Origin of the sequence: Methylobacterium sp. ME121 (assembly GCF_000974725.1) — a bacterium.
In the GTDB taxonomy this organism is placed as follows: domain Bacteria; phylum Pseudomonadota; class Alphaproteobacteria; order Rhizobiales; family Beijerinckiaceae; genus Methylobacterium; species Methylobacterium radiotolerans.
Genome location: NZ_BBUX01000012.1, coordinates 11,910 through 36,829 on the forward strand (window position 1 = coordinate 11,910; position 24,920 = coordinate 36,829).

Annotated in this window: 32 protein-coding genes; 19 read left to right on the top strand and 13 right to left on the bottom strand. The window is 71.5% G+C overall.

Annotated features, from left to right (window positions below; genetic code table 11):
- Positions 1-3 precede the first annotated feature (3 nt).
- Together fdhF and ME121_RS10700 are read left to right on the top strand one after the other, a co-directional pair.
- Positions 4-2,865, top strand: a complete 2,862-nt coding sequence (gene fdhF, locus ME121_RS10695) for a formate dehydrogenase subunit alpha (protein ID WP_059408830.1) — start codon at positions 4-6, stop codon at positions 2,863-2,865.
- 9 nt (positions 2,866-2,874) lie between these two features.
- Positions 2,875-3,168 (top strand): formate dehydrogenase subunit delta, encoded by a 294-nt coding sequence (locus ME121_RS10700; RefSeq protein WP_059408831.1) that lies wholly within the window; start codon positions 2,875-2,877, stop codon positions 3,166-3,168.
- 227 nt (positions 3,169-3,395) lie between these two features.
- Here the strand turns inward: ME121_RS10700 and ME121_RS10705 are convergent, their stop codons facing one another.
- Together ME121_RS10705 and ME121_RS10710 are read right to left on the bottom strand one after the other, a co-directional pair.
- Positions 3,396-4,058 carry a 3-oxoacid CoA-transferase subunit B gene (locus ME121_RS10705; protein WP_012321908.1) on the bottom strand — a complete coding sequence of 221 codons (663 nt, stop codon included), beginning with the start codon at positions 4,056-4,058 and terminating at the stop codon, positions 3,396-3,398.
- Between the two features lie 24 nt (positions 4,059-4,082).
- Positions 4,083-4,823 (bottom strand): CoA transferase subunit A, encoded by a 741-nt coding sequence (locus ME121_RS10710; protein WP_012321909.1) that lies wholly within the window; start codon positions 4,821-4,823, stop codon positions 4,083-4,085.
- Positions 4,824-5,130: 307 nt separating this feature from the next.
- Between ME121_RS10710 and ME121_RS10715 the strand changes: the two genes are divergently transcribed.
- A complete protein-coding gene (locus ME121_RS10715) occupies positions 5,131-6,963 on the top strand; it encodes an AsmA family protein (protein WP_059408857.1) in 1,833 nt (610 codons plus the stop codon).
- A gap of 67 nt (positions 6,964-7,030) precedes the next feature.
- Positions 7,031-7,810, top strand: a complete 780-nt coding sequence (locus ME121_RS10720) for a DUF1499 domain-containing protein (protein ID WP_029361197.1) — start codon at positions 7,031-7,033, stop codon at positions 7,808-7,810.
- Between the two features lie 13 nt (positions 7,811-7,823).
- Here the strand turns inward: ME121_RS10720 and ME121_RS10725 are convergent, their stop codons facing one another.
- Entirely contained in the window at positions 7,824-8,702 is an 879-nt protein-coding gene (locus ME121_RS10725) for an MBL fold metallo-hydrolase (protein ID WP_373866316.1), read from the bottom strand.
- Between the two features lie 271 nt (positions 8,703-8,973).
- Positions 8,974-9,150, bottom strand: coding sequence for a hypothetical protein (locus tag ME121_RS33540; protein WP_012321913.1), 177 nt, complete (start codon positions 9,148-9,150; stop codon positions 8,974-8,976).
- Between the two features lie 205 nt (positions 9,151-9,355).
- Between ME121_RS33540 and ME121_RS33545 the strand changes: the two genes are divergently transcribed.
- Positions 9,356-9,532 carry a DUF1328 domain-containing protein gene (locus tag ME121_RS33545; RefSeq protein WP_007568853.1) on the top strand — a complete coding sequence of 59 codons (177 nt, stop codon included), beginning with the start codon at positions 9,356-9,358 and terminating at the stop codon, positions 9,530-9,532.
- Positions 9,533-9,738: 206 nt separating this feature from the next.
- Here ME121_RS33545 and ME121_RS10730 read toward each other — a convergent pair whose 3' ends face one another.
- Positions 9,739-10,077: a NepR family anti-sigma factor gene (locus tag ME121_RS10730; RefSeq protein WP_234741054.1), complete on the bottom strand. Its 339-nt coding sequence runs from the start codon at positions 10,075-10,077 to the stop codon at positions 9,739-9,741.
- 174 nt (positions 10,078-10,251) lie between these two features.
- Between ME121_RS10730 and ME121_RS10735 the strand changes: the two genes are divergently transcribed.
- Positions 10,252-11,055 carry a response regulator gene (locus tag ME121_RS10735; protein ID WP_012321915.1) on the top strand — a complete coding sequence of 268 codons (804 nt, stop codon included), beginning with the start codon at positions 10,252-10,254 and terminating at the stop codon, positions 11,053-11,055.
- Between the two features lie 446 nt (positions 11,056-11,501).
- Complete coding sequence (locus tag ME121_RS10740; RefSeq protein ID WP_012321916.1) at positions 11,502-11,864, top strand: hypothetical protein; 363 nt, start codon at positions 11,502-11,504, stop codon at positions 11,862-11,864.
- Between the two features lie 164 nt (positions 11,865-12,028).
- Here the strand turns inward: ME121_RS10740 and ME121_RS10745 are convergent, their stop codons facing one another.
- Positions 12,029-12,217, bottom strand: coding sequence for a con-10 family general stress protein (locus ME121_RS10745; RefSeq protein ID WP_010683678.1), 189 nt, complete (start codon positions 12,215-12,217; stop codon positions 12,029-12,031).
- Positions 12,218-12,457: 240 nt separating this feature from the next.
- On the opposite strand from ME121_RS10745, the gene ME121_RS10750 reads away from it, so the two are divergent.
- Positions 12,458-12,655: a hypothetical protein gene (locus ME121_RS10750; protein ID WP_012321917.1), complete on the top strand. Its 198-nt coding sequence runs from the start codon at positions 12,458-12,460 to the stop codon at positions 12,653-12,655.
- A 16-nt stretch (positions 12,656-12,671) separates the two neighbouring features.
- Here ME121_RS10750 and ME121_RS10755 read toward each other — a convergent pair whose 3' ends face one another.
- A complete protein-coding gene (locus tag ME121_RS10755; RefSeq protein WP_053622342.1) occupies positions 12,672-13,505 on the bottom strand; it encodes a thioredoxin domain-containing protein in 834 nt (277 codons plus the stop codon).
- A 61-nt stretch (positions 13,506-13,566) separates the two neighbouring features.
- Between ME121_RS10755 and ME121_RS10760 the strand changes: the two genes are divergently transcribed.
- Positions 13,567-14,010: a cyclic nucleotide-binding domain-containing protein gene (locus tag ME121_RS10760; RefSeq protein WP_012321919.1), complete on the top strand. Its 444-nt coding sequence runs from the start codon at positions 13,567-13,569 to the stop codon at positions 14,008-14,010.
- Here the strand turns inward: ME121_RS10760 and ME121_RS10765 are convergent, their stop codons facing one another.
- Entirely contained in the window at positions 14,011-14,451 is a 441-nt protein-coding gene (locus tag ME121_RS10765) for a VOC family protein (protein ID WP_012321920.1), read from the bottom strand.
- 171 nt (positions 14,452-14,622) lie between these two features.
- Between ME121_RS10765 and ME121_RS10770 the strand changes: the two genes are divergently transcribed.
- Positions 14,623-15,303, top strand: a complete 681-nt coding sequence (locus tag ME121_RS10770; RefSeq protein WP_012321921.1) for a L,D-transpeptidase — start codon at positions 14,623-14,625, stop codon at positions 15,301-15,303.
- Between the two features lie 26 nt (positions 15,304-15,329).
- Here ME121_RS10770 and ME121_RS10775 read toward each other — a convergent pair whose 3' ends face one another.
- On the bottom strand, positions 15,330-15,608 hold the full coding sequence (locus ME121_RS10775) for a hypothetical protein (RefSeq protein WP_059408832.1): 279 nt from the start codon (positions 15,606-15,608) through the stop codon (positions 15,330-15,332).
- Between the two features lie 222 nt (positions 15,609-15,830).
- Between ME121_RS10775 and ME121_RS10780 the strand changes: the two genes are divergently transcribed.
- Positions 15,831-16,322: a thermonuclease family protein gene (locus tag ME121_RS10780; RefSeq protein WP_234741058.1), complete on the top strand. Its 492-nt coding sequence runs from the start codon at positions 15,831-15,833 to the stop codon at positions 16,320-16,322.
- A 13-nt stretch (positions 16,323-16,335) separates the two neighbouring features.
- On the opposite strand, the gene ME121_RS10785 is transcribed toward ME121_RS10780, so the two are convergent.
- Positions 16,336-17,454 (bottom strand): AI-2E family transporter, encoded by a 1,119-nt coding sequence (locus ME121_RS10785; protein ID WP_012321924.1) that lies wholly within the window; start codon positions 17,452-17,454, stop codon positions 16,336-16,338.
- A gap of 301 nt (positions 17,455-17,755) precedes the next feature.
- Here ME121_RS10785 and ME121_RS10790 point away from each other — a divergent pair, with 301 nt between their 5' ends.
- From ME121_RS10790 to ME121_RS10815, 6 genes are all read left to right on the top strand, one after another.
- Positions 17,756-18,064, top strand: a complete 309-nt coding sequence (locus ME121_RS10790; RefSeq protein WP_012321925.1) for an acyl carrier protein — start codon at positions 17,756-17,758, stop codon at positions 18,062-18,064.
- A 22-nt stretch (positions 18,065-18,086) separates the two neighbouring features.
- Positions 18,087-18,566: a 3-hydroxyacyl-ACP dehydratase FabZ family protein gene (locus ME121_RS10795; protein ID WP_012321926.1), complete on the top strand. Its 480-nt coding sequence runs from the start codon at positions 18,087-18,089 to the stop codon at positions 18,564-18,566.
- 7 nt (positions 18,567-18,573) lie between these two features.
- On the top strand, positions 18,574-19,716 hold the full coding sequence (locus ME121_RS10800) for a beta-ketoacyl-ACP synthase (protein ID WP_059408833.1): 1,143 nt from the start codon (positions 18,574-18,576) through the stop codon (positions 19,714-19,716).
- A 370-nt stretch (positions 19,717-20,086) separates the two neighbouring features.
- On the top strand, positions 20,087-20,296 hold the full coding sequence (locus ME121_RS10805; RefSeq protein ID WP_012321928.1) for a cold-shock protein: 210 nt from the start codon (positions 20,087-20,089) through the stop codon (positions 20,294-20,296).
- 124 nt (positions 20,297-20,420) lie between these two features.
- Positions 20,421-20,789 carry a DUF6481 family protein gene (locus ME121_RS10810; RefSeq protein WP_012321929.1) on the top strand — a complete coding sequence of 123 codons (369 nt, stop codon included), beginning with the start codon at positions 20,421-20,423 and terminating at the stop codon, positions 20,787-20,789.
- A 36-nt stretch (positions 20,790-20,825) separates the two neighbouring features.
- A complete protein-coding gene (locus tag ME121_RS10815; protein WP_012321930.1) occupies positions 20,826-21,026 on the top strand; it encodes a hypothetical protein in 201 nt (66 codons plus the stop codon).
- A 10-nt stretch (positions 21,027-21,036) separates the two neighbouring features.
- Here ME121_RS10815 and ME121_RS10820 read toward each other — a convergent pair whose 3' ends face one another.
- Both ME121_RS10820 and ME121_RS10825 read right to left on the bottom strand, forming a co-directional pair.
- Positions 21,037-21,519: a GNAT family N-acetyltransferase gene (locus ME121_RS10820; protein ID WP_029359971.1), complete on the bottom strand. Its 483-nt coding sequence runs from the start codon at positions 21,517-21,519 to the stop codon at positions 21,037-21,039.
- Positions 21,520-21,521: 2 nt separating this feature from the next.
- Positions 21,522-22,289, bottom strand: a complete 768-nt coding sequence (locus tag ME121_RS10825) for an NAD kinase (protein WP_020090865.1) — start codon at positions 22,287-22,289, stop codon at positions 21,522-21,524.
- Between the two features lie 143 nt (positions 22,290-22,432).
- Between ME121_RS10825 and cutA the strand changes: the two genes are divergently transcribed.
- Positions 22,433-22,786, top strand: a complete 354-nt coding sequence (gene cutA / locus ME121_RS10830) for a divalent-cation tolerance protein CutA (RefSeq protein WP_059408834.1) — start codon at positions 22,433-22,435, stop codon at positions 22,784-22,786.
- Positions 22,787-23,110: 324 nt separating this feature from the next.
- Entirely contained in the window at positions 23,111-23,722 is a 612-nt protein-coding gene (locus tag ME121_RS10835) for a cupin domain-containing protein (RefSeq protein ID WP_012321934.1), read from the top strand.
- A gap of 46 nt (positions 23,723-23,768) precedes the next feature.
- On the opposite strand, the gene ME121_RS10840 is transcribed toward ME121_RS10835, so the two are convergent.
- Positions 23,769-24,905: a glycosyltransferase family 2 protein gene (locus ME121_RS10840; protein WP_012321935.1), complete on the bottom strand. Its 1,137-nt coding sequence runs from the start codon at positions 24,903-24,905 to the stop codon at positions 23,769-23,771.
- Between the last annotated feature and the right edge of the window lie 15 nt (positions 24,906-24,920).

Consider the following 24,920-nt stretch of genomic DNA (forward strand, 5'->3'; position numbering starts at 1 on the left):
CGCATGGCCCTCATCAAAGAAATCGACTACGGCACGCCGATCCGCGTCAGCGCGCAGACGGTGACGCTGAAGATCGACGGCATGTCGGTGACGGTGCCCGCCGGCACCTCGGTAATGGCGGCGGCGATGCAGGCCGGGACGCAGATCCCGAAGCTCTGCGCCACCGACTCGCTGGAGCCGTTCGGCTCCTGCCGCCTCTGCCTCGTTGAGATCGAGGGCCGGCGCGGCACGCCCGCCTCGTGCACGACGCCGGCCGAGAACGGCATGGTGGTCCACACCCAGAACGAGAAGCTCGCCAGGCTCCGCAAGGGCGTGATGGAGCTCTACATCTCCGACCACCCCCTCGACTGCCTGACCTGCGCGGCGAACGGCGACTGCGAGCTGCAGACCCAGGCGGGCGTCGTGGGCCTGCGCGACGTGCGCTACGGCTACGAGGGCGACAACCACGTCCGGCCGAGCTCCGAGAAGTACCTGCCGAAGGACGAGTCGAACCCGTACTTCACCTACGACCCGTCGAAGTGCATCGTCTGCAACCGCTGCGTCCGCGCCTGTGAGGAGGTGCAGGGCACCTTCGCGCTGACCATCGCGGGTCGCGGCTTCGACAGCCGCGTGGCGGCCGGCCCGACCAACTTCTTCGAGTCCGAGTGCGTGTCCTGCGGCGCCTGCGTGCAGGCCTGCCCGACCGCGACCCTGCAGGAGAAGTCGATCCACGAGTACGGCCAGCCGGAGCACGCCGAGGTCACGACCTGCGCGTATTGCGGCGTCGGCTGCTCGTTCAAGGCCGAGATGCAGGGCGAGCGCGTCGTCCGCATGGTCCCGTACAAGGGCGGCAAGGCCAACGAGGGCCATAGCTGCGTCAAGGGCCGCTTCGCCTACGGCTACGCCACCCATAAGGACCGCATCACCAAGCCGATGATCCGCGAGAAGATCACGGATCCGTGGCGCGAGGTCTCCTGGGAGGAGGCCATCGATCGGGCGGCCTCCGAGTTCAAGCGGATCCAGGCCCAGTACGGCAAGGATTCGGTCGGCGGCATCACGTCGTCGCGCTGCACCAACGAGGAAGCCTACCTCGTCCAGAAGCTGGTGCGCGCCGCCTTCGGCAACAACAACGTCGATACCTGCGCCCGCGTCTGCCACTCGCCGACCGGCTACGGCCTGATGTCGACGCTCGGCACCTCGGCCGGCACCCAGGACTTCAAGTCGGTCGAGCATTCCGACGTGATCCTGGTGATCGGCGCCAATCCGACCGACGGCCACCCGGTCTTCGGCTCGCGGATGAAGAAGCGCCTCCGGCAGGGCGCGAAACTGATCGTCGCCGATCCGCGCAGGATCGACCTCGTCAAGTCGCCCCACATCAAGGCCGACTATCACCTGCCGCTGAAGCCCGGCTCCAACGTCGCCTTCATCAACTCGCTGGCGCACGTGATCGTCACCGAGGGGCTGATCGACGAGGCCTATGTCCGCGAGCGCTGCGACCTCGCCGAGTTCGAGTCCTGGGCGCGGTTCATCGCCGACGAGCGACACTCCCCGGAGAACCAGCAGTCCTTCACCGGCCTCGACCCTGAGCAGGTCCGCGGAGCGGCCCGGCTCTACGCCAAAGGCGGCGCGGCCGGCATCTACTACGGGCTCGGCGTCACCGAGCACAGCCAAGGCTCGACCATGGTCATGGGCATGGCGAACATCGCCATGGCCACCGGCAATATCGGCAAGCTCGGCGCCGGCGTGAACCCGCTGCGCGGCCAGAACAACGTCCAGGGCTCCTGCGACATGGGCTCGTTCCCGCACGAGCTCACCGGCTACCGCCACGTCTCGGACGACGCCACCCGCGAGAGCTTCGAGGCCCTCTGGGGCGCCAAGCTCGACAACGCGCCGGGCCTGCGCATCACCAACATGCTGGACGAGGCCGTCGAGGGCTCGTTCAAGGGCATGTACATCCAGGGCGAGGACATCGCGCAGTCCGACCCCGACACGCACCACGTGACGTCGGGCCTGATGGCGATGGAGTGCATCGTCGTCCAGGACCTGTTCCTGAACGAGACCGCCAAGTACGCCCACGTCTTCCTGCCGGGCGCCTCGTTCCTCGAGAAGGACGGGACCTTCACCAACGCCGAGCGCCGCATCTCGCGGGTCCGCAAGGTCATGGCCCCGATGGGCGGCTACGGCGACTGGGAGGGCACGGTGCTGCTCGCCAACGCGCTCGGCTACCCGATGACCTACAGCCACCCGTCCGAGATCATGGACGAGATCGCGTCGCTCACCCCGAGCTTCACCGGCGTGTCCTACGCCAAGCTCGACGAGCTCGGCTCGGTGCAGTGGCCCTGCAACGAGAAGGCGCCGCTCGGCACGCCGATGATGCACGTCGACCGGTTCGTCCGCGGCAAGGGCCGGTTCATGATCACCGAGTTCGTGGCCACCGAGGAGCGGACGGGGGCGAAGTTCCCGCTGATCCTCACCACGGGCCGGATCCTCTCCCAGTACAATGTCGGCGCGCAGACCCGGCGCACCGAAAACTCGCGCTGGCACGAGGAGGACGTGCTGGAGATCCACCCGTTCGACGCGGAACTGCGCGGCATCGTGGACGGCGACCTCGTCGCCCTGGAGAGCCGCTCCGGCGACATCGCCCTGAAGGCCAAGATCTCCGAGCGGATGCAGCCGGGCGTGGTCTACACGACGTTCCACCACGCCAAGACCGGCGCCAACGTCATCACCACCGACTACTCGGACTGGGCGACGAACTGCCCCGAGTACAAGGTGACGGCGGTGCAGGTCCGGCGGACCAACCGGCCCTCCGACTGGCAGGCGAAGTTCTACGAGGAGGACTTCTCCCTGACCCGGATCGCACAGACCCTGGACGCGGCAGAGTAAGAGTACCCGATGAGCGCCGTGACGCAGGCGGACAAGCTCGTCCGCATGGCCAACCAGATCGCCACCTTCTTCCGGTCCTACCCGGAGGAGGAGGCGGTGGCCGGGATCCAGAAGCACATCAAGGCGTTCTGGACGCCCAAGATGATCGCCCATCTCGAGGCTGCCCTGCCGGAGCAGGGCGACCGGATCGACGGCTACGTCCGGCGGGCGCTGCACGGCGCGGAGCCGGCGGCCGACAGCCCGGTGCGCCCGGCGACCCGGGACCCGCAGCTCGCGGGTGCGGGCGCCAGCGACGCGGGCTGACACGGCCGCGGCCGGACGGACTCACGGGATCGAGCCCCGCGGCCGGGCCTGCACTGACCGCGCGAAACACCTCCTGTTCCGAACGTGGCAGGGGGTGTTTCGCGTCCGAGTCGAGGCGTGAGGGGCGCGTCGGCCGCGTCCGCGGGACCGTTCGACGATCGGTCGTCCGACCCCGGTAACGCGTCCCGCGACGGGCCCGGCGACGTCGGCCGCCGGGCCCAGGGGCGTCAGTTCTTCAGGACGACCGTGAAGTCGGCCTCGGTCTTCCCGCGGATCTCGTCCTCGGTGACGCCGTCGGCGAGCTCGATCAGCCTCATGCCGCCGTCGCCCTTCTTGTCGATCTCGAACACGCCGAGATCGGTGATCACCAGGTCGACCACGCGGGTGCCGGTCAGCGGCAGGTCGCAGGCCTTGAGCAGCTTCGGGCTCTCGGTGCCGTCCTTGTTCTTGGCAACGTGCTCCATCACCACGACGACGCGCTTCACGCCCGCCACGAGGTCCATGGCGCCGCCCATCCCCTTCACCATCTTGCCGGGGATCATCCAGTTCGCGAGGTCGCCGTTGCCGGCCACCTGCATGGCGCCGAGGATCGACAGGTTGATGTGCCCGCCGCGGATCATCCCGAAGGAATCGGCCGAGGAGAAGTAGCTCGTCGTCGGCAGCGCCGTGATCGTCTGCTTGCCGGCGTTGATCAGGTCCGGGTCCTCCTCGCCCTCGTACGGGAAGGGGCCCATGCCCAGCATGCCGTTCTCCGACTGGAGCTGCACCGACATGCCCTCGGGGATGTAGTTCGACACCAGCGTCGGGATGCCGATGCCGAGGTTCACGTAGAAGCCGTCCTCCAGCTCCTTGGCGGCGCGCGCCGCCATCTGCTCGCGGGTCCAGGCCATCGTTCTCGCTCCCTTCCCGTCCGATCAGTGCGTGCCGCCGCCGGCCGCCGCGGCCGGGGTGCTGTCGCCGCGCTTGCGCGTGGTGCGCTGCTCGATGCGCTTGTCGCGCTGCCCGACGTCGATGATCCGCTTCACGAAGATGCCGGGCGTGTGGATCGTGTCCGGGTCGATCTCGCCGGGCTTCACGAGGTGCTCGACCTGCGCCACCGTCATCTTGGCGGCGGTGGCCATCATCGGGTTGAAGTTGCGGGCGGTCATCCGGTAGCGCAGGTTCCCCTCGGTGTCGCCGGTGTGGGCGTGGACCAGGGCGAGGTCGGCGAACAGGCCGCGCTCCATCACGTACTGCTCGCCGTCGAACTCGCGGACTTCCTTGCCCTCGGCGACCTTGGTGCCGACGCCGGTCTTGGTGAAGAAGGCCGGGATGCCCGCGCCGCCGGCGCGGATCCGCTCCGCCAGCGTGCCCTGCGGGTTGAACTCGATCTCCAGCTCGCCGCCGAGATACTGGCGGGCGAACTCCTTGTTCTCGCCCACGTAGGACGAGATCATCTTGGCGACCTGGCGGGTATCCAGGAGCTTGCCGAGGCCGACCCCGTCGATGCCGGCATTGTTCGACACGACCGTGAGGCCCTTGACGCCCGAGAGGCGCACCGCCTCGATCAGCTCGTCGGGGATGCCGCAGAGGCCGAAGCCGCCGCACATCACCATCATGTCGTCGTGCAGGAGGCCGGCCAGGGCGGCGGCGGCATCCGTGTAGACCTTCTTCATCGAACCGTCCTTTTCCCGCCGGATCCGACCGGCCGAAACCTTGGGAAGCGCGTGTCCTCGCGCCTGCTCTCCCCGATTCCGCGCGCGAAATCCAGTGGTGCGCCGCACCGGTCCGTGCGGTCCCGGGCGATCCGTAACCGGCACTGCGTTGGGGAGGGCAGGGCGGCCCTGCGCGGGCGCGGCAGACAAAGCCGGCCGGGGACGCTAAGTTGCCCCCTCGACGTGCAGACCCTGCCGGGCCGTGGCAGCCCGAGGGGCCGGCGCGGCGCCCGGCTTCCGGCCACAGCCGCCGCCCCTTCGGAGCATGATGTCGCTGCGCCGCCCGATCTTCGTCCTCGCTCTCGGGAGCCTGATCGCTGCCGGCCTCGGCCTGCGCGACTGGCCCGTGGAGGACGGCCGGGTCACGGCGTTCGCCCGCCGCGCCTTCGATGCCTACGGCCTCGGTCTGACGCTGGAGGGGCCGGCGCGCCTCGCGGTGCTGCCCTGGCCGCGCCTGACCTTCGACCGCGTCCGGCTCGCCGCCGGTTCCGCCGGCCCGGTCCTGGCGGAGGAGGGCCGCCTGACCATCGACCTCGACCCGCTGAGCCTCCTCGGGGGGCGCGCGGCCGTCAGCGGCCTCCGCCTGGAGGGCGCGCGGCTGTCGGACGATCCCGTCGGCTGGGACGCAGCCCTCGCGCGCCTCGCCGAGCAGGCCCGGTCCGGCGAGACGGCCCGGCCGCGCCGGATCGTCCTGCGCGACGCGCGCCTCGCCGCCGGCGACGCGGCCCGGGATATCGACCTCGACATCGCGTGGCCGCTCTGGGGCAGGGCCGCCGAGGGCCGGGCCAGCCTGATCTGGCGGGGCGTACCGACCCGGATCGCCCTGACTCACCTGCGTCCGGCCGCGTTGGCCCAGCGCCGCGGCAGCCCCTTCACCGCGGAGATCACGTGGCCGAACGGCAGCCTCGCGGCGGACGGAACGCTGGCGCCGCCCGCGGAGGGGGGCGCGCTGCCCGTCATGTCCGGGCAGGTCCGGTTCGAGACGCGATTCCTGCCGGAGAGCCTGGCCTGGATCGGCCGTGACGTGCCGCTGGCGCCGCTCGCCGGGGCCTTCTCGGTCGACGGCCGGTTCGAGACGGCCGAGCGGTCCGTCTCGTGGCCGAGCCTGCGCATCGGCCTGGGCCAGAACGTGCTCGAGGGGGCCGGCGCCGTCGCACTCGGGCCCGGCAAGGCGCCGCGCCTCTCGGTGCAGGCGACCCTGGCGGCCGAGACACTCGATCTCACGCCGCTCGTCGCGGATCTGTCGCGACTCCTCGACCCCGCGCCCGTGTCGATCGCCCTGGCGCCCTTCACGCGGGGCGACCTCGACTTGCGCCTGTCGGCGGCCGAGGGACGCGCCGGCGCGGTCCGGGTGCAGGATCTGGCGGCGAGCGTCCTGGTGCGGGAGGCCGCCCTAGAAGTGGCGGTGAACCGGGCCCGGATCCAGGATGGCACGTTCAAGGGGCGCGTCAACCTGACGAGCGGCGCCGACCCGGCCGCGACCGAGTTGCGCACGCAGGGGAGCCTCGATCGCGTCGATCTCGGCGCGCTCCTCGGCGAGATCGGTGCGGCGCGGTGGGTCATCGGGCCCGTGCAGGGGCATTTCGCCCTCGATTCCAGGGCCCGCGACACGGCCGGGCTGCTGGCGCATCTGAATGGTCGGGCCACGCTCGCCATGGACGGCGGTGCCATCGCCGGCCTCGACCTCGCCGACGTCGTCCACCGCAACGGTGCGGTGGCGTCCGGAGCCCTGGCGCGCCGGAACGGCCGGACGGCCTTCGAGCGGGCCGTGGTGACGCTGCGCTTCGTCGACGGCGTGGGCGAGATCGCCGAATCGGGGCTCCTGGGGCCGAGCGTCGGGGCGACCCTGCACGGTCAGGTCTCGCTGCCGGAGCGGCGGCTCGATGCCAAGGGCGACCTCGTCCTGCGCCCGCCCGCCGACGCCTCCCGCGGGATCCTGTTCGCGGTCACGGGGCCCTGGAGCGCCCTGACGGCCCAGACGGTCGCCCACAGCGAGGCCTCCGACCCGGCCGGCCGGTACGGGGACGCGATGCTCCCCGATCCGCTCAAGCTGCCCGCGACGCTCGGACTGCCCGGCAACGCCCGCGCCTATGCCCCGTGACGGCCGCGCCATGGTGCCGGCCCCGGCCAAGCTCTAAGATCAGGCCTCGAACGCCTCCATGATCCCCATGCGCCGTCTGCTCATCGAGGAACCCGTCACCCGCGCGGGGCCGCTGGCCCGGCGGCTCGCCGTGTTCGCCGTCATCGCCACCGGGATCGCCCTCGTCCTCGTCCGGGATCCGCGCTCCGACACGAACGCCGCCCTCGTGGCCCTCTTGGCCGGCCTCGGCGTCGCGCTGCTGGCGGCCGCGGCCGCGATCTTCGCCTTCGTGCGGGTCTGGCGCGAGGGCGCCCGCGGCCTCGGGGCCGCCCTCGCCGGGCTGGTCCTCGCGCTGGCGGTGCTGGGCTACCCCGCCTTCCTGGGCCTGCGCGGCCTGCGGTTGCCGGCCCTGTCTGACATCACCACCGACATCGACAATCCGCCGGCCTTCTCGCGCTCGCGGGCGGCCTTCGCGGCCCGCGGCGGACGCTACCCGGCGGACCCGAGCCCGGCGGCACGCGAGAGCCAGCGCGGCGCCTATCCGCAGATCGCGCCGCTGACCCTCGATATCGGCGCCGACGAGGCGTTCGAACTCGCCCGGCAGGCGGCCCTGAAGCGGCACTGGCAGATCGTCGAGGCGATCCGGCCGGGCGGCCGGACCGGCAACGGCCGGATCGAGGCCGTGGCCCGGGGGCTGATCCTGAACCTGCCCGACGATGTCACCGTGCGCATCCGCCCCCGTGCCGACGGGGCGCGGATCGACGTGCGCTCGGCCTCGCGGCTCGGCGGCCGGGATTTCGGCAGCAACGCCGACCGGATCCGGGCCTATCTCGACGACGTCGCCAACCTCGCCCTCGCGGTGAAGTGAGCCGCCGCGCGCCTCAGGCCGGCGCGTAAGTGCCGTCGAGCCGGGGGGCGCCGTCGCAGGACGCGAGCCCGCGTCCGACCAGATCCTCCAGATGGGCGAAGACCGACAGGGCCGCCGCGCCGCGGAGCCGGGGGTCGAGCCCCTGGTAGATCGCCGCGACGATGTCGGCGATTCGCCCGTCGCCGGCTGCCAGCCGTGCGCGGATCGCCGCCTCGCGCTGGCGGCGGTGCCCGGCCAGTCCCCGGAGGAACCGGGCGGGCTCGCGCACCGGGCCGCCATGCCCCGGCCAGTAGACCGCCTCGTCGCGACCGCGCAGCTTGTCGAGGGACTCCATGTAGGCCCGCATCGCGCCGTCCGGCGGGGCCACGATCGTCGTCGACCACGCCATGACGTGGTCGCCCGAGAACAGCGCCCGCGCCTCCGGCAGCGCGAAGGCGAGATGGTTCATCGTGTGACCGGGGGTCTCGACGGCCACGAGGGTCCAGCCCGGGCCGGACACGGCGTCGCCCTCCACCATGATCCGTTCCGGCGCGTGCGCCCGGTCGGCGCTCGCGTCGAGCATCGGGGTCTCCGCTTCCGACAGGGCCCGCGCGGCCCTGTGCGGCGCGCATCCGACGATCGGCGCGCCGGTGCGCGCGGCGAGCAGCCTTGCTCCGGGCGAGTGATCCCGATGGGTGTGGGTGACCACGATGGCCTCGACCCGCTCGGTGCCGAGATCCTGAAGCAGCGCGTCGACATGGGCCGGATCGTCCGGGCCCGGATCGATCACCGCGACGCGCTCCTGGCCCACCACGTAGGTGCAGGTGCCGCTCGCCGTGAACGGGCCGCCGTTCGGCGCGACCCGTCGGCGGATCAGCGGCGCGACCCGGTCCAGCCGGCCGGCCGGAGGCATCGAGGGATCGAAGGTCAGGGTGGTCTCGTCGGTGTCCGCCATCGCGATCCCGTGCGATCGAAACGGCGGTTCCATGGACGCTCGGCGGCCGCGTGGCAATCACCCCGAAGGCTGTGCGGATCGGCGGCCACGGCAAAGGGAGTGTCGGTCGCCGTCAGGACCCGTCCGCGGTGCTGGCCATCGCGGCCGGGGTGGCGATCCCACCGCGCGCCGAGCCGGATGGACGCGGAGGGGGCCGCGTCCGATCCCGCGGGGCGCGCCCGCCGTGCGGTCAGTCCTGCCGGCGCGGCTGGCGCGCGCGCACGCGGACCGGTACGGGCGCCGGTGCCGGCACGAGTCCGAGCGCGGCCGCGCGCAGGGCATCGCCGGCCCTGTCGACGATCTCGGTCACGCGCGCCGCCATCGCGGCGGCCTTCGATCGAACGGCACTCTTGGCAGATTGCAGCATCGCAAATCCCGGATCGAGCCTGGAGACCTATCTTCGAACGCTAGCGCCCCTGTCTCGTTCCGTCACCCCGTGTCGCGGACGGCGCGCGCGGCCGTAGGGACTCACAGGACTTCGCAATAGGGGCGGAACCGGAGCTAAACCTTGGCGTTTTCGTGTTCAGAACGACGCGGCCCGCCCGCGTTGGTACTTTCTAAGGATACGAACCATGCTCGGTTGGGCCGTAACTTTTCTCGTCGTCGCCCTCGTGGCCGCTCTGCTTGGCTTCGGCGGCATCGCCGGCACCGCTATGGAAGCGGCCAAGCTGGTGTTCTTCGTGGCGATCGTCCTGTTCGCTATCTCCGCCGTCGTCGGCCTGATGCGGGGCCGTTCGCCGACCCTCTGACGACTGACCGGATATGCCGGCCCCGAACGCGGGCCGGCGCACGGGCACGCAGGAGAAGCCGTCGCCTCAGGGCGGCGGCTTCTTCCGTCGGGATGATGCCGCCGCGCGCGATGGTGATTGGCCGGGCCGGTCTCCACGATCGTGTGAGGACAGGTGGGGGCGGTCCGAGCGCTGCTCGCATGCAGGCCGATCAATCCGTCGGCGGCTCAGCCCTTGCGGTCGGCGCTGTCGAGCTGTGCGATCAGCTCGGCGAAGCGGTCGGGGACCGGCTGCTGCGTGACCGTGTCGTACATCGCGCGCAACTGCGCGGCGATGCGATTGCGGGTCTGATCGCTCAGGCCGTTCCTGCTCCGGGCGCGGTCGGGCTGGTCGGAAGCGGATGCGTCACCGGAGCTGTTCTCGGGCGCCGATGAGCGATCCGAAGCAGTCTCGGCGTGCGGATCGCGCGCGCGAAGACCTGCCTCCTTCCCCTGGTCCACCATCAACACGCCCCTTGTTGCCGAAGTCGGCCCGGCCGCATTGTGCTGCGGCTCGACATACGCCATGGCTGCGCCGGCAACGCCTGCGCGCCGGCATCGGTTCCGCCGGGGGGTGGAACGGAGTGCGGGCCTCCGCGTTGGGCGGTAGGCTGCGCAGGACACAGAGCCGGCCCCGGCAGGCCCTCGGTAACGGATCGAGGCGCTCGCGGCCGGGCAACACGGCGAGGCACAGGGGATCGAATGTCGACATCGCAACTCGTGGTACAGCACCTGCCGTACCTGCGCCGCTACGCGCGCGCGCTCACGGGTAGCCAAGTGGCGGGTGACGCGTACGTCGCCGCCACCCTGGAGACCCTCGTCAACGAGCCGGACACGCTCGGTCGCAGCACCAACATCAAGGCCGACCTGTTCCGCGTCTTCACGCGGATCTGGAACTCGCTCTCGGTCAACGGCCGCAGCGAGCAGGTCCAGCACGACCTGCCTGCGGAGGTGCGCCTCGGTCAGATCACGCCGCTGCCGCGCCAGGCCTTCCTGCTCTCCTGCCTCGAGGGCTTCTCGGAGGAGGACGCGGCCATCATCCTCGGCGTGGACGTGTCCGAGGTTCGCGACCTCGTCGACGAGGCCGGCCGCGAGCTCGCCGCCGACATGGCGACCGAGATCCTCATCATCGAGGACGAGCCCCTGATCGCGATGGATCTGGAGGCTCTGGTCGAGGGTCTCGGCCACAACGTCATCGGCGTTGCCCGCACCCGTACCGAGGCGATCAAGATCGCCGGCGAGGGCAAGCGTCCCGGCCTGATCCTGGCCGACATTCAGCTCGCCGACGGCTCCTCCGGCCTCGACGCGGTGAACGACCTCCTGAAGTCCTTCGAGGTGCCGGTGATCTTCATCACCGCCTATCCGGAGCGCTTCCTCACCGGCGAGCGGCCCGAGCCGGCCTTCCTCATCGCCAAGCCGTTCCAGCCCGCCAACGTCTCGGCGGTGATCAGCCAGGCGCTGTTCTTCCAGCAGACCGCCCGTCGGCGCGAGGCCAAGACGGCCTGAGGCCGGCCTGTCGGGTCGCGCCCGGGGCTCGCCCGGGCCGCCCGCGACCGGGAACGATGGCAACAAAAAACCCCGGCGCGAGCCGGGGTTTTTTGTTGCCTGGCCGCCGCCCGTGTCCGGACGCGCGCAAAAAAACGGGCCGGAGAAGGCTCCAGCCCGTCGCGAAGGTTCCGGCCGATGCACAAGGGGAATGCGGGGAGGACCAGGTGGCCGGGTGCAGAGGGAACGGGTGCCGGCCCAGGAGGTTCCAGGGCGGGCGATTTTTCGTAGCGAGTGGTTTTTCGGCAACGGTCCGGGTCTGTGGATAGCGGGCGTGCGCCGCCGCACCAACGGCCGAGCTGCGTTCGAATACTCAGGATGCGTAGACGCGGCACAGTCTAGGAACCTGCGATTGCAGGGCGCGTTGTACGAACATCCTGTCAAGCTCTCGCGATGAGGTCGGGGCGATGCTGCGGTCTGGTTTCATTCTGGGCGTGAGTGCTCCTGCCGCTCTTCTTACCGTTCTGATCCAGCCGGTGGTTCGCGACACGGCGGATCGCTGGACGATGCCGGTTCCCACGGCTCAGACCGTTCAGGCCCCGCTGCCCGGAATGCGCCCGGTGTCCCTGTCGATCAGCCCGACGCGGGTGGCGGGCGTGCAGCGGCTCGAGAGCCGGAACGCGCCCGTCGCGGGTGAGGCCCAGGATCTCGAGATCAAGCCGATCCTGCGGCAGCCGCCGCGGCGGATGCGCGAGGGGTGCGAGGCGGCCCTGAGTTCACTGGTCGGCCCCGAGGCGCGGCGCATGACCCCCGGCCGCTGCATCTCCTGATCGGCGCCGACGGGAGCCGCACAGCAAAAGGCCCCGCCGTTTCGGCGGGGCCTTTTGCTGTGCGAACGACGCTGGCGCGACTCTCTCGGCCCGGGGCCGGAATCGAGAACGGCGCCGGTCCCGGGGGACGCGGCGCCGCTACGCGGTTCGGTTCGGCAGCGGCCTCACTCGGCCCGGCCGGTCCCCGTGGACTGGCCACCCTTGCGGCCGGCGGACGAGGCGAGCTCACGGTCCTGCGAGAAAGAGCGCTTCTCGGCCGGCACGCTGCGGCCGCCCTTGCTGGCGATCTCGCGCTGCCGCTCCAGATCCATCGAGGCAAAGCCCCGCTTCGAGGTCGAATTTCCGGATGCCATCAGTTCCTCCTCAGGCTTCGCTTCACCCCGCAACAACCTTCAGCAATAACCAAGGTTCCTATCCTGAGACCTGCTCAAGCTTCCGCCAGCTAAGCTTGGCAGCAACCCGGACTTGTGTCCCGCGTTGGTCGACATTCGACGCTGGTTGATGTCCGCGTTCGCTCCGGCTGCCCCGGAGGTTCGGCGGCTTGTTCCGGGTGGATGGCGCCGCCGCGCGGCGCGAGGGAAAGGTTTTCGCGTATGACGAACCGCAACATGGTCAAGGATGAGGCCTCGGCGCCGCGGCCGAACACGCCACCGCTGCCGCCGATGCCCGCGCCGGAAGATTCCGCCACGCCGACCACGCGCGAGGAGCCGACGGATTCGCCGCACCTGAATGCCAGTCTCAAGCGCGACGCGCCCCCTCCCGGCGGTCTGGGCCTCGCCACGAAGCGCTGAGCCGGACGGAGAGGTCTCAGGCCTGACGCCGGCGCGCGAGGCGCGTCAGGCCCGCGATCAGGAGGGCGATTGCCAGGATCGTGACGATCCCGGCTACCGTCAGGATCCGCTGGATCAGCGGCGTGTAGATACCGCGCGCGGCATCGTAGCCGTAGCAGAGCAGGGTGAGCCGGTCGGCGATGCTGCCGATCCGGCCTTCTCCGGCCTCGATCAGGGCGAGGCGGAGGTCGCGCCCGGTCAGCGCCAGGGGCGACAGGACCCGCGACAGCCGGCCGTCGGCGGCGAGGAGAAGCGCCGCCGCGGGATGCGCGAAGCTGTCGGTCCCGGCATCGTACACCGCCTTGTAGCCCAGCGCGCCGGTGAGGCGCGCCAGCGCGCCGTCCGACACGAGGAGCGCCCGGGGCCGGACGGTCTTCGCCCGGTCCCCGAGGGTCTCGACCAGCATGCGGCGCGCGGCCGCGGCATCGTCGCGCGGGTCGATCCCGACCAGCACGAGGGCGTAGTCGTCGATCGGGAGGCCCGTGGCCGCCAGGGCGTCCGCCGACATGGACAGCATCGGGTCGCAGACATTCCCGCAGGTGTAGTCCACCGGTAGCAGCAGGGCCGCGCGGCCCCCGACGGCCTGCCCCAGAGTGGTCGGCCGGTCGGTGCGCGCGTCGGTCGCGGCGAGGTCGAGCGGGACCCGGGCACCTGGGGGCGGCGCGACCGCGACGCGGGCGAGATCGGCCTGGACGAGGCGTGCCGCGGCCGGGCCCGACGCCAGGGCGAGGCCCACCGCCAGGACGGCGCCGAGACCACACCGACAGGTTGCGGCAGGCGCGGGGCTGGACAAGTGCCTGACGAACCGCATGGATAAGCGCGCCCGTCCGGCCCCGCCGTCCTGGGCGCGAGACCCGTCGCGGAGCCCCCGAATGACCCTCGACACCGAGGTTTCCTCCCTGAAGCAGGTGCCGCTCTTCCGCGAGGTGGAGCCGGCGCGCCTGAAGCTCCTCGCCTTCACCAGCGAGCGGGTGCATTTCGAGCCGGGGCAACGCTTCTTCGCCCGCGGCGACGTGGCGGATGCGGCCTACGTGATCCTCTCGGGCACGGCGGAGGTCAGCATCGACGGTCCCGCCGGGCCGGTGCGGCTGGCGCTCCTCGGCCAGGACGCCCTCGTCGGTGAGATGGGCATCCTGGCCGAGCAGCCCCGCTCCGCCACCGTGACGGCGCAATCCGCGGTGACCGCCCTGCGCATCGACCGCGGCGTGTTCCTGGAACTCCTGGCACAGTTTCCGCAGATCAGCATCGCCCTGATGCGCGTGCTGGCGCTGCGGCTGGAGCAGACCAATCAGGCGCTGGCCGAGAGCCGGGGCTGATCATCCCGCGTAAGTGATGAACTCCAGGAGCGAGCCGTCCGGATCCCGGAAGTAGACGCTGATCCCCGCACCCGCGGCGCCGTGCCGCTCCACCGGGCCGAGTTCCACCGGGACCCCGGCGGCCTCGAGATGCGCGATCGCGGTCTCGATCGCGCCCGACCAGCGGAAGCACAGGTCGCTGTTGCCCGGCTGGACGGGAGTCGCCGCCACCGGCACGGCCTCGACGCCCGGGCCGTGGCAGTTGAGCTGGACGCCGCCGAACCGGTAGGCGAAGCCGGCGCCGCGCTCGACGATCTCGGCACCCACCACGTCCCGGTAGAAGGTGTTGGAGCGCGCCCAGTCGCTGACGTGGATCACGCAGTGATCGAGGTGAATCGCCGGTCTGAGCGGGACATCCGGGGCGACCGTCGCCTCGGTCGGAAGAGTTTCGGTCTCGGGCATCGCTCACCTCCGCGCCGGGCGCAATAGAGCGCCTCTGCGATTCAGAATTAGGGCGCAACCGTGGCCGCGGGAGCGGCCCGCGCGCGGCCGGCTGCGGCGGAAAAGCTACATCGTCACAGGCGCGGAGACGGTAGGCATGGCGCGACGACCGTATCCCGCACGACAGGACCTATGATCGCCACGCTTCCCTCGGCCTGGAGCCGCCTGCGCCGGATCGTTCTCTCGCGAGTCCTCCTCGCCGTCGTGGCGATCGCCCCCCTGGCGGCGTGCCAGACCCGTCCGGTCCAAGTTGCCCAGGACGACGAGTCGGCCTGGTACATCGGCAGCAAACCCGACAAGCCCTTCGATATTCCGCTGGTCGACACGCAGCGCCTCGATCCGAAGTATCGCCGGCAGCAGGTCAGCTACAACGGTCCCGAGCAGCCGGGGACGATCGTGGTCGACATCGACAAGCGTCAGCTCGTCCTCGTCCAGGCCGACGGCACGGCGATGCAGTACGGGGTCGGTGTGGGCAAGGCCGGCTTCTCCTGGAAGGGCGAGGCGCGGGTCGGGCGCAAGGGCGTCTGGCCGGACTGGAGCCCGACCGTCACGATGGTCTCGCTGCATCCCGACCTGCCGCGCACCCGGAAGGGCGGCCTGGACAACCCCCTCGGCGCCCGCGCCCTCTACCTCTACCAGGGCAACCGCGACATCCTGTTCCGCATCCACGGCACCAACGAGCCCTGGAGCATCGGCGAGCAGATGTCGTCGGGCTGCGTCCGGATGCTGAACGAGGATATCGCCGACCTGTACGAGCGCGTGCCGGTGGGCACCCGCGTTCTCATCAAGCGCAACGGCAAGTACCGGACCTGAGCGGCCGACGCCGATCGCCGGGCCGGTCAGCCGGCCGGCGCTGCCGCGGCGGACGCGTCGCGGACCTCTCCGGAGACGCGTCCGGCGAGGCGGGCCAGAGCTGCACGGTCCGGGCCGCCACCGTCCGCGGCGGGCCCGCCCGGCCGACCGTCCGGCGCCATGCCGTCGCTGGCCAGAACCGCGGCGGCGGTCAGGCCGGGTCCGGTCCTGCCGGTCGGCCGCTCCGGACCGATCTCGAAGCCGGCCCAGACCAGGAGAGCCGCGCACAGGGCCAGGCTGGCCAGCAGGGTCTTGAGGAAGGTCATGACTCATAACGAGCGGCTCCGGGCCGTCGTTCCGTTGCCAAGCTTCGCTCCGGCGGGCGGAACGCTTTGGCAACCATGACGGCCGAAACTCGGCGACGCGCCTGCGAGGCCGATTCGGTCGCCCGGCAAATTCGCCACATTGGCCGGGCACCGTCTCGGGCCCGACGAACTCGTCACCAGATTCTCGCCACCCGCGTGGACATCCCCGTTATGATCAGACCGATGCTTGCCCTGCTCCTCCTCTGCGGCCCCGCGGCCGCGGCCGGGACGGTCAGCGGCCCGGCGACCGTCATCGACGGCGACACGATCGAGGTGCAGGGCACGCGCATCCATCTCTACGGCATCGACGCCCCCGAGACCGCGCAGAGCTGCGAGACCGCCAAGGGGCGGGAGTATCGCTGCGGCCGCGAGGCCGCGCAGGCCCTGCGCGCGCGGATCGGCGGCGGCGTGGTCACCTGCGAGCGGCGCGAGGGCACTGTCGCCGGCCGCGTCGCCGGGATCTGCCATGTCCAGGGCGAGGATCTGTCCGCCTGGATGGTGGGCCAGGGGCTGGCGCTGGCCAGCCGCCAGGTGACAGCCCCCTACATCCGGCAGGAGGGCCACGCCTGGGCGACCCGCCGGGGCATCTGGGCCGGCACCTTCGAGAAGCCGGCCGACTGGCGCCAGGATCGGCGCCGGGTCGAGGCCGCGGCCGGGACGAGCGCGGCCGACTAGCGGCTCGCGCGACTCAGGCCGTCGCGTCCTGTCCCTCGGTGAATTCTCGCCACAGCAAGACCAGGGCGGCCATCACGGCCGGCCCGACGAACAGGCCGAGCAGCCCGAAGGTCTCGACGCCGCCGAGGATGCCGAGGAGCACCCACAGGAAGGGCAGCTTGGTCGTGCCGCCGATCAGCGCCGGACGGATGAAGTGGTCGGCCACGAAGGTCACGACGAGGCCCGCCGCCGCCACCACCAGAGCGGCCGTCACCGACCCCGCCGCCACAAGGAGGAGCGCCGCGACGGCGATCGCCACGGCGGCGCCGAAGGGGATCATCGCCGCCACCGCCGTGAACGCGCCGAGCAGAACGGGGTGGGGCACGCCCGCGAAGTGGTAGACGATCCCCAGCACGAAGCCCTCGCCGAGGCCCACCAGCACCAGCCCGTCGACCGTGCCGTGCACCGAGGCCACCATCTGGCGGGCGACACGCTCGCCGCGCGGTCCGAACAGGCGGTGGCAGGCGGTGAGCGACTGGTCCCGCACCGTCCGCCAGTCGCGGAACAGGAAGAACAGCGCCACGAGGCTGAAGCCGAACAGCACGATCCGGTGCACCACCTCGCGGCCGACATTGCGCGAGGCGCCGAGCACCGAGTGATTCTCGAAGCGGCGCAGCAGATCGGAGCCCGCCTGCGCGTGGCCCAGATTGTCGTTCCACCACGCGGTCGCCTGCGCGGCGCCGTAGGGCAGGTGCTGCAGGAATTCCGGAGCCGGGATGCCGTTCGCCTCGGCGTTCCGGACGAACTCCGCCACGTCGTGGGCCTCGCGGGCGGCCTGGATGCCGAGGATCGCGAGCGGCGCCAGGAAGACCAGCGCCACGGCCGCGGTCATCAGCGTGGGCAGCAGGATGTTGTGCTTGCCCGGCGGGAAGCGGTGCTCCAGCCGCTGGTAGATCGGCCAGAGGGCGATCGCCAGGACCACCGCCCAGGCGAGCGCCGGCAGGAACTCGTGCAGGATCCAGAGGCCCAGGGCCGTCAGGGCCAGGACCAGCAGGACGCGGGCCGCTCCCTGGGAGCGCGCGCGCTCCTGCGGCGGCAGCGGCGGCGTCTCGATCCGCGCCGGCGGCGCGGCGGGCTTGGTGATCGGTGGCATCCGTCTGGTCTCCTGAGGACGCGCCTCGTCTCGCCGTCAAGCTAGGGCCCGCGCGTCCGGAGCGTACGCGCGCCCCCGCACCGGGCAGCGCACGCCTGTGGACAGGCGCTGAAACGCCGGGGAAGCGCCGCGGTTGCCGCTTCTGACACCCTCGTGTAGAGGTCGCCGCCATTCGACCGGGCCGCGTTCCAGGGCCCGTCCACGCGTAGGGCGGCCGCGCGGGGCGCTTGCGCCGGGCTGCCCGGGCGGCGAGGGGGCTCCCGCACGACCGATCCGGAACTCGAACAGCCCGCGAGTAGACATGTCCGACGAGCCCGTCCACGGCAGCGCCACCTTCGAGCGCGTGGCCGACATCATAGCCGAGACCGCCGACATCCCGCGGGACAAGATCACGCCCGAGAGTCACGCCATCGACGACCTCGGCATCGACAGCCTCGCCTTCCTCGACATCGCCTTCGCGGTGGACAAGGCCTTCGGGATCAAGCTGCCGCTCGAGCGGTGGACCCAGGAGGTGAACGAGGGCAAGGTCCCGGCCGAGGAGTACTTCGTCCTCAAGAACCTGTGCGCGCGCATCGACGGCCTCGTGGCCGAGAAGGCCGCCAAGGTCTGAACCAAGGCCGATCCGACCCGTCATGCGCCTCGAATATTTCGAGATGATCGATTCCGTGCGGCTCCTCGACAGGGCCGCCGGCCGCATCGAGGCGCTCGCCCGGGTTCCGATGGCGAGCCCGGTCTTCGAGGGGCATTTCCCCGGCCATCCCCTCGTGCCGGGGGTGCTCCTGACCGAGACGATGGCCCAGGCCTCCGGGTACCTCGTGCTCGCCCATCTCGACTTCGCCCGGATGCCGTTCCTCACCGGGGTCGACAAGGCGCGCTTCCGGTCCTTCGTCGGGCCCGGCGCGGACCTCCTCGTCACGGCGACCCTGGAGCACGACGGCTCGGGCTACGCGGTGACCAAGGCGGCGATCAGCCACGACGGCAAGGCGCTGTGCGACGCGGAGCTCCGCTTCCGCACCATGCCGTTCCCGGACGGGCTCGACGCGCCGATGCGCGAGCGGGCGCGGACGATCGGCCTGTTTCCCGATTCGGCGCCGGCCGAACGCGAGCCCTGAGTCAGCCATGAGCCGCCCCGTCGTCGTCACCGGCCTCGGCCTCGTCTCCTGCGCGGGTGAGGGCGTCGACGCCCACCTGGCCGCCCTCGCCGGGGAGGCTGCCCCGCGCACCGACAGCGAGACCTTCGCGCCCTATCCGGTCCATCCGGCCCCGGCGATCGCGTGGGACGGCCAGATCCCCAAGCGCAGCGACCAGCGGCAGATGGAGGCGTGGCAGCGGCTCGGGGTCTACGCCGCCGGCCTCGCCCTCGACGAGGCGGGCGTGAAGGACGACGCCGCCTTCAAGCAGGCGCTTCACCTCGTCGTGGCCGCGGGCGGCGGCGAGCGCGACTACGCGGCGGACGGCGCGATCCTGACCGGTCTGCGCGACGCCGCAGATCCGGGCGCCTACCTGAACGAGCGCCTTCAGAACGATCTCCGTCCGACGCTGTTCCTCGCCCAGCTCTCGAACCTGCTCGCCGGCAACATCGCCATCGTGCACGGGGTGACGGGCGCCTCGCGCACGTTCATGGGCGAGGAATCCGCCGGCGTCGACGCCCTGCGGATCGCCCAGGCGCGGGTGGCTTCGGGCCAGATCGACGCGATCCTGGTCGGCGGCTCCTACAGCGCCGAGCGGCCGGACGTTCTGGTGATCCACGAGATGGGCGGCTATCTCGCCCGCGACGCCTATCGCCCGGTCTTCGCGCGGGGCGACGCGGGTGGCGAGGCGGGCGGGTTCATCCTCGGGAGCTGTGCGGCCTTCCTGATGCTCGAATCCGCCGCGCACGCTGCCGCCCGCGGCGCCCGCGCCCTGGCCCGGCTGGAGCCGGTGGCGAGTGACCGGACCCGGCGCGTGCCGGGCAGCGTCGCCGGTAGCCTCGAGACCCTCTGGCGGCGGCGGGCTGGCCTCTCGGCTCCCGACCACGTCCTGTCCGGTGCCACCGGCGTCGCCCCGATCACCGCGGAGGAGCGCGCGGCGCTGGCGCAGCTCGCGCCGCGCGCGCGCCTGCGTGCCCTCGGGGACGTGATCGGGCACGGGCTCGAGGTGGCGGCGCCCTTCGGGGCGGCGCTCGCCGCCGCCCTCGTCGCCGACGGCCGCGCCCGCGAGGTCGCCGTGACCGCCGTCGGCCACCGGCGCGGCGAGGGTGTCCTGCGCCTCGTCCCGGCCTGAGCGAACCCGCCGCCCGGGTGCGCGCCGGCCGCGTCCGATCGTCCGGTCGGCAGCACAGATTTCGCGCGGCCGCGCCGCATCGAAATCCCTTATCCCGTTGTTCAAGCGACCGTTCTGGCGTTGCTCAACCGGAATTTGCGGAAAGAATTTCCCGCATCGCTGCGGCGCTGGCCGGGGGAAATATTTCCCCGCGCTTGCCAAAGAACCGCCGGCGGTCTACTTCTACCGCATCGGCACGTGTCCGGATATCTTGGACCGTTACGCCTTCGCAGGGCGGTTCTGACTTTCCTATCGCTATCGGTCGATGCCGGCGCCCGCTCCTTCGGGAGGGCGCCATCTCTCACTATGCCTGCGAAGATCAAGGACTTCCATGAGCACCGGAACCGTCAAGTGGTTCAACGAGACCAAGGGCTACGGCTTCATCCAGCCGGATGACGGCGGCAAGGACGTGTTCGTCCACATCTCGGCCGTCGAGCGCGCCGGCCTGCGCGGCCTGAACGAGGGCCAGAAGGTCTCCTACGAGCTGGAGACCGACCGTCGCAGCGGCAAGCAGTCCGCCGGTCAGCTCCAGACGGCCTGATCGCCGTCCTCAGCGTTTCTCCGGAAGCCGCTCCTCTGGGAGCGGCTTCTTCGTATCTGCCGTCGTGTTTCTACTTTCCCCTCTGCGGGTGACGGTCTTCGCCGCACCCGATCCAGGAGTGTCTGTGAGCTTTTTGAACAAGCAGGGTGTCGCCGATCGCCTCGAGACCGCCGCCAAGGCGCGCTCCGAGATGCTGGCCCGGTTCCGGGCGCGCCCGTCCGCCGATGATCCGGCCGTCCTCGCCCGCCAATCCGCCCGCCGCGCGGTGGTCGATGCCCGCGAGGCCCGCGCGGCCGAACGCGCTGCCCAGCGTCAGGCCGAGATCGAGCGCGCCGCCGCCTTGGCCGAGGCCGAACGCCTCGCCGAGATCGAGCGCAAGCACGCCGAGCAACTGGCCGCCCAGGAGCGCGCCAAGGCGCTGCAGGCCGAGCAGAAGGCCCAGCGCGACGCGCGCTATCTCGCCCGCAAGGCGAAGGCTCAGAAGAAGCGCTGAGGCGCGACCGCAGCCATACCTGTCCAGGAGCCCGGCATGTCCCACAAGTTCAAGATCGGCGAGCGCGTCTGCCGACCCCGACTGGGCATCCCGGGCGAGACGGGCGAGGGCGAGGTGTTCGAGATCCTGCGGCTCATGCCGGAGGATCAGACCGGCGAGCCGAGCTACCGGATCCGCACGAAGACCGGCGAGCGGGCGATCCGCGAGGGCGACCTCGTCGCGGCCCCGCGGCCCTGATCCGGGCGCCTCAGAGCGTCCGGAACATCACCAGCGCGTCGACCGGCCCGAGGTCCGGGTGCCGGAAGGCGCCCGGTAGCCGGCCGACCACATCGAAGCCGAAGCTCTCCCACAGGCGAACGGCCCGGACGTTCGTGCTCACCACGAAGTTGAACTGCATCGCCGTGAAGCCCCGCGCCCGCGCCCGATCGAGGGCGTGCGCGCACATGGCCCGGGCGACGCCGCGGCCGAGAGCGGCCGCGCCGGTCATGAAGCCGCAATTGGCGACATGGGCGCCCCCGCCCGCCTGGTTCGCGCGCAGATAATACGTGCCGAGCACCGTGCCCGCCTCCTCGGCCACGAAGGTCTCGCGGTCGGGGCCGGTCCAGTACGCGAGGGCCTCGGCCTCGCCGAGGTCGCGGTCCAGCGCGTAGGTCTCGCCGGCCCGGATGGTCGGCACGATGATGCCGGTGATGGCCGCGTGGTCGGCCGCCCGCGCGGCCCGGATGTGCAGACTCACCCGAATTGCTCCCGCAGGATGCGCTCGTCGAGGCTGTGGCCGGGATCGTGCAGCAGCACCAGCTCGGTGGCTCGGTCGAGGGACGTCTCCACCGTGCAGACCCGGCGGAACTCCGTGTGGTCGGCGACCGCCGCCACCGGGCGGTGGGGTGCGTCGAGGACGTCGATCCGGATCCGGGCGTAGTCCGGCAGAAGTGCGCCGCGCCAGCGTCGGGGGCGGAAGGCCGAGATCGGTGTCAGCGCCAGCAGCTTGGCGTCGAGCGGCAGGATCGGGCCCCCGACCGACAGGTTGTAGGCCGTCGAGCCCGCCGCGGTGGCGACGAGCACGCCGTCGGCGATCAGCAGATCGAGCCGGACATTGCCGTCGACGGCGATCTTCAGCTTGGCGGTCTGGTGGGTCTGGCGCAGCAGGTAGACCTCGTTGATCGCCCGCGCCCGGTGGGATCGGCCCTCCGTATCGAGCACGTCCATCACGAGCGGGTGGATGACGCTGCGCTGGGCATTCTCCAGATGCTCCAGGAGATCGTCGTCGCGGAACTCGTTCATCAGGAAGCCGACCGTGCCGCGGTTCATCCCGTAAATCGGCTTCGGGTGGTCCATGAAGCGGTGCAGCACCTGGAGCATCAGTCCGTCACCGCCCAGGGCCACGACGACGTCGGCCTCCTCGGGCGGGACGTGGTCGTAGCGCCGCATCAGCGCGGCCGCGGCCTCGCGGGCGTAGCCGGTCGGGCTCGCCACGAAGGCGATCTTCTGGAAGCGCGGCATGGATCAGGCGCAGCCGCGCAGGCGCGTCGGGATCGCCTCAGGGTTCACGTCACGGCTCCAGTCTGGCGAGCGAACCGCCCGGTTGACGTCCTTACCCGGCATGCGCCTCACTCCGCGAGCACACGCGCCGACGGAGGCATAGCATGGAGCGTCCGCTCCTCGTCTACACCACCTTCCCCGACCTCGCCTCGGCGATGAACATCGGCGAGGCCCTGGTCCGCGAGCGTCTCATCGCCTGCATCAACGTGTTTCCGGGCATGCAGTCCGTCTACAGCTGGAAGGGCGCGGTGGAGCGTGGCGCCGAGGTCGCGGCCATCCTCAAGAGCCGCGAGGGGCTGGCCGACGCGCTGGCGGTCGCGCTGAAGGCGCGCCACCCCTACGATACGCCGATCATCCTGCATCTGCCGGTCGCCGGGGCGGACGCCGACACCGCCGCCTGGATCCAGGCGGAAACGCGGCCCTGCGGGCCGGCCGGCGCCGGGCCTCAGGCGGACTGATCCACCCGACCGAGCCGCGTCGCTTCCGCCCCGGCCGGTCCTGGCAAGGCCCCGGACCGGCGGGCAGACGGCTGTGGACAAGCGCGCCGCGCCGCCGGTACGGTGGCCTCGACGGCCCATCGGAGAGCAGTACCGACGCCGCGCCCGTGAATCCCGATATGTGTGAACAAACCCTGTTCATCCGCCAGTATAGTATCCAGAATAGATTTATGATCATAAGCAATCTTTCCAGGCAAGCTGGGTGTTAGATTGCATTATGTCGATCTGACGACCTAGAAAATCTTCGCGCGTTCGCCGTGCGCGAGACGGCGCGGAGGGGAAATCATGGGATGGTTCAGGAATGCTGGGCGGGTCGAGCTGGCCCTGCTCGCGTCGGCCGTAAGTGTCTTGCACGGGCACGCGGCCGGGGCGCCGAAGAGCGAGCCGCTGATGACCATCGCGCCGGCGCCGTCCGGTCCGGCCGGCCTCGCATCGGCCGACCCGCCCGCCTTGCGGTACGGGGTGCTCTATGCCGACGACAAGGGCCACAGTCATGTCCAGTATTGCGACCTGAAGAACTTCATCTTCAAGAGCTACGCGCCTCCGGCAGCGCCGCAATATGTCGGCTTTCCGCCGGGTGAGGTGACGTCGATCAAGTACGCGGTCCTGCCGGTCGGCTATGTCGGCACGTGGCACACGGCGCCGGGTCCCCAATGGGTGATCACCCTGTCGGGCCGCTGGTCCGTGGAGGCCACGGACGGGGCTGTGCTGGAGCAGGGCCCCGGGGAGGTGGAGTTCAACGCCGACATGGGATCGACGCCGCAGGGGCCCGAGGGCCACGTCGGACACCTGACCCGGCAGGTCGGCGACGTGCCGAACGTCCAGCTCATCGTCTCCCTGAAACCGCAGGCCGGGAAGGCCCGCTCCACCGATCCGTGCCAGCCGTCCCAGCCGTGAGGCCCGGGCGCGGGCCGGCACCCTCCGGTCCGCCGGCCCGCGCGGGTCAGCCGCCGCTCACCGGATAGCTGCGGCCCTTCCAGGTCGCCGCGCCGGCCCGCTCCCGGCGCAGAAGCACGTTCCACTGGATCGCCAGGGCCACCGCGACCGCCGCCGGATGGAGCGGGATCGTCGCCCACGGCGCCCGGACCGCCACGGTGACGGCCGTCCGGGTCGCCAGGGACAGGCCGAGGGCCAGCGCGGCCGGGGCCAGGGCGGAGGCCGGCAGCAGCCCGAGCAGCCCGGCCAGGACGAGGATCGGCGGAAGAACCTGGCCGCAGCCAAGGAGGAGGGTCCAGATCGGAAGGGCGCGGGGCGTGGCCATGCCCTCGTGGGCGTTCTTGGAGAAGCCGGCCCAGGCCTGGGCGAAGCCCTCGTACATCCGGCAGGTGGCCAGCGCGGCGGCGGCCACGAGATCCGTCCGGTAGCCCGCGGCCCGGAGCAGCCGGGGTAGCCGGACCCCGTCGTGCAGGGAGGTGCGGATCGCGCCGTGGCCGCCGGTGGCCGCGTAGGCAGCCCGCTCGATCAGGATCAACTGACCGCAGGCCGCGCCGAGCGACGGGTCCGACAGGCGGCGCATCAGCGGCACGGGCAGGAAGCCGAGGAGCAGGAAGTCGATCATCGGCACCGTCAGCATCTCGCCGACCGTGTCGGTCCGCTGCCGGGGCACGCCGCTGACGAGAGCCGCGCCGGTGTGGTGGGCTTGCGCCGCGAGGGCGGCGGCCGCCCCGGCCTCGAGCCGCACATCGGCGTCGATGAACAGCAGGTGGTCGCCGCGGGCGATCCCGGCCATGTGACTGCAGGCGTGGTTCTTGCCCGTCCATCCCTCGGGCAGGGGCGGCACCGAGACGAGACGCAGGCGCGGGTCTCCGACGGCGCGCACGATCTCGGCGGTCGCGTCGGTGGAATGGTCGTCGCCGACGATCACCTCCACCGGAACCGCGACGCTGGCGAGCGCCGCCCGCACGGTGGCGTCGATGTTGCCGGCCTCGTTGCGCGCCGGGATCAGGATCGAGACGAGGCCCGCGCCGCTCTCCGCCGCGGGCCGGCGCAGGACCGAGAGATTCACCGCCGCCAGCGCGGCCGGCAGGAGGGCCGCGATCAGGCAGAGCAGGGCCAGGACCGTGAGGATCGAGTCGGTCATCATCCCCGCCGGGAA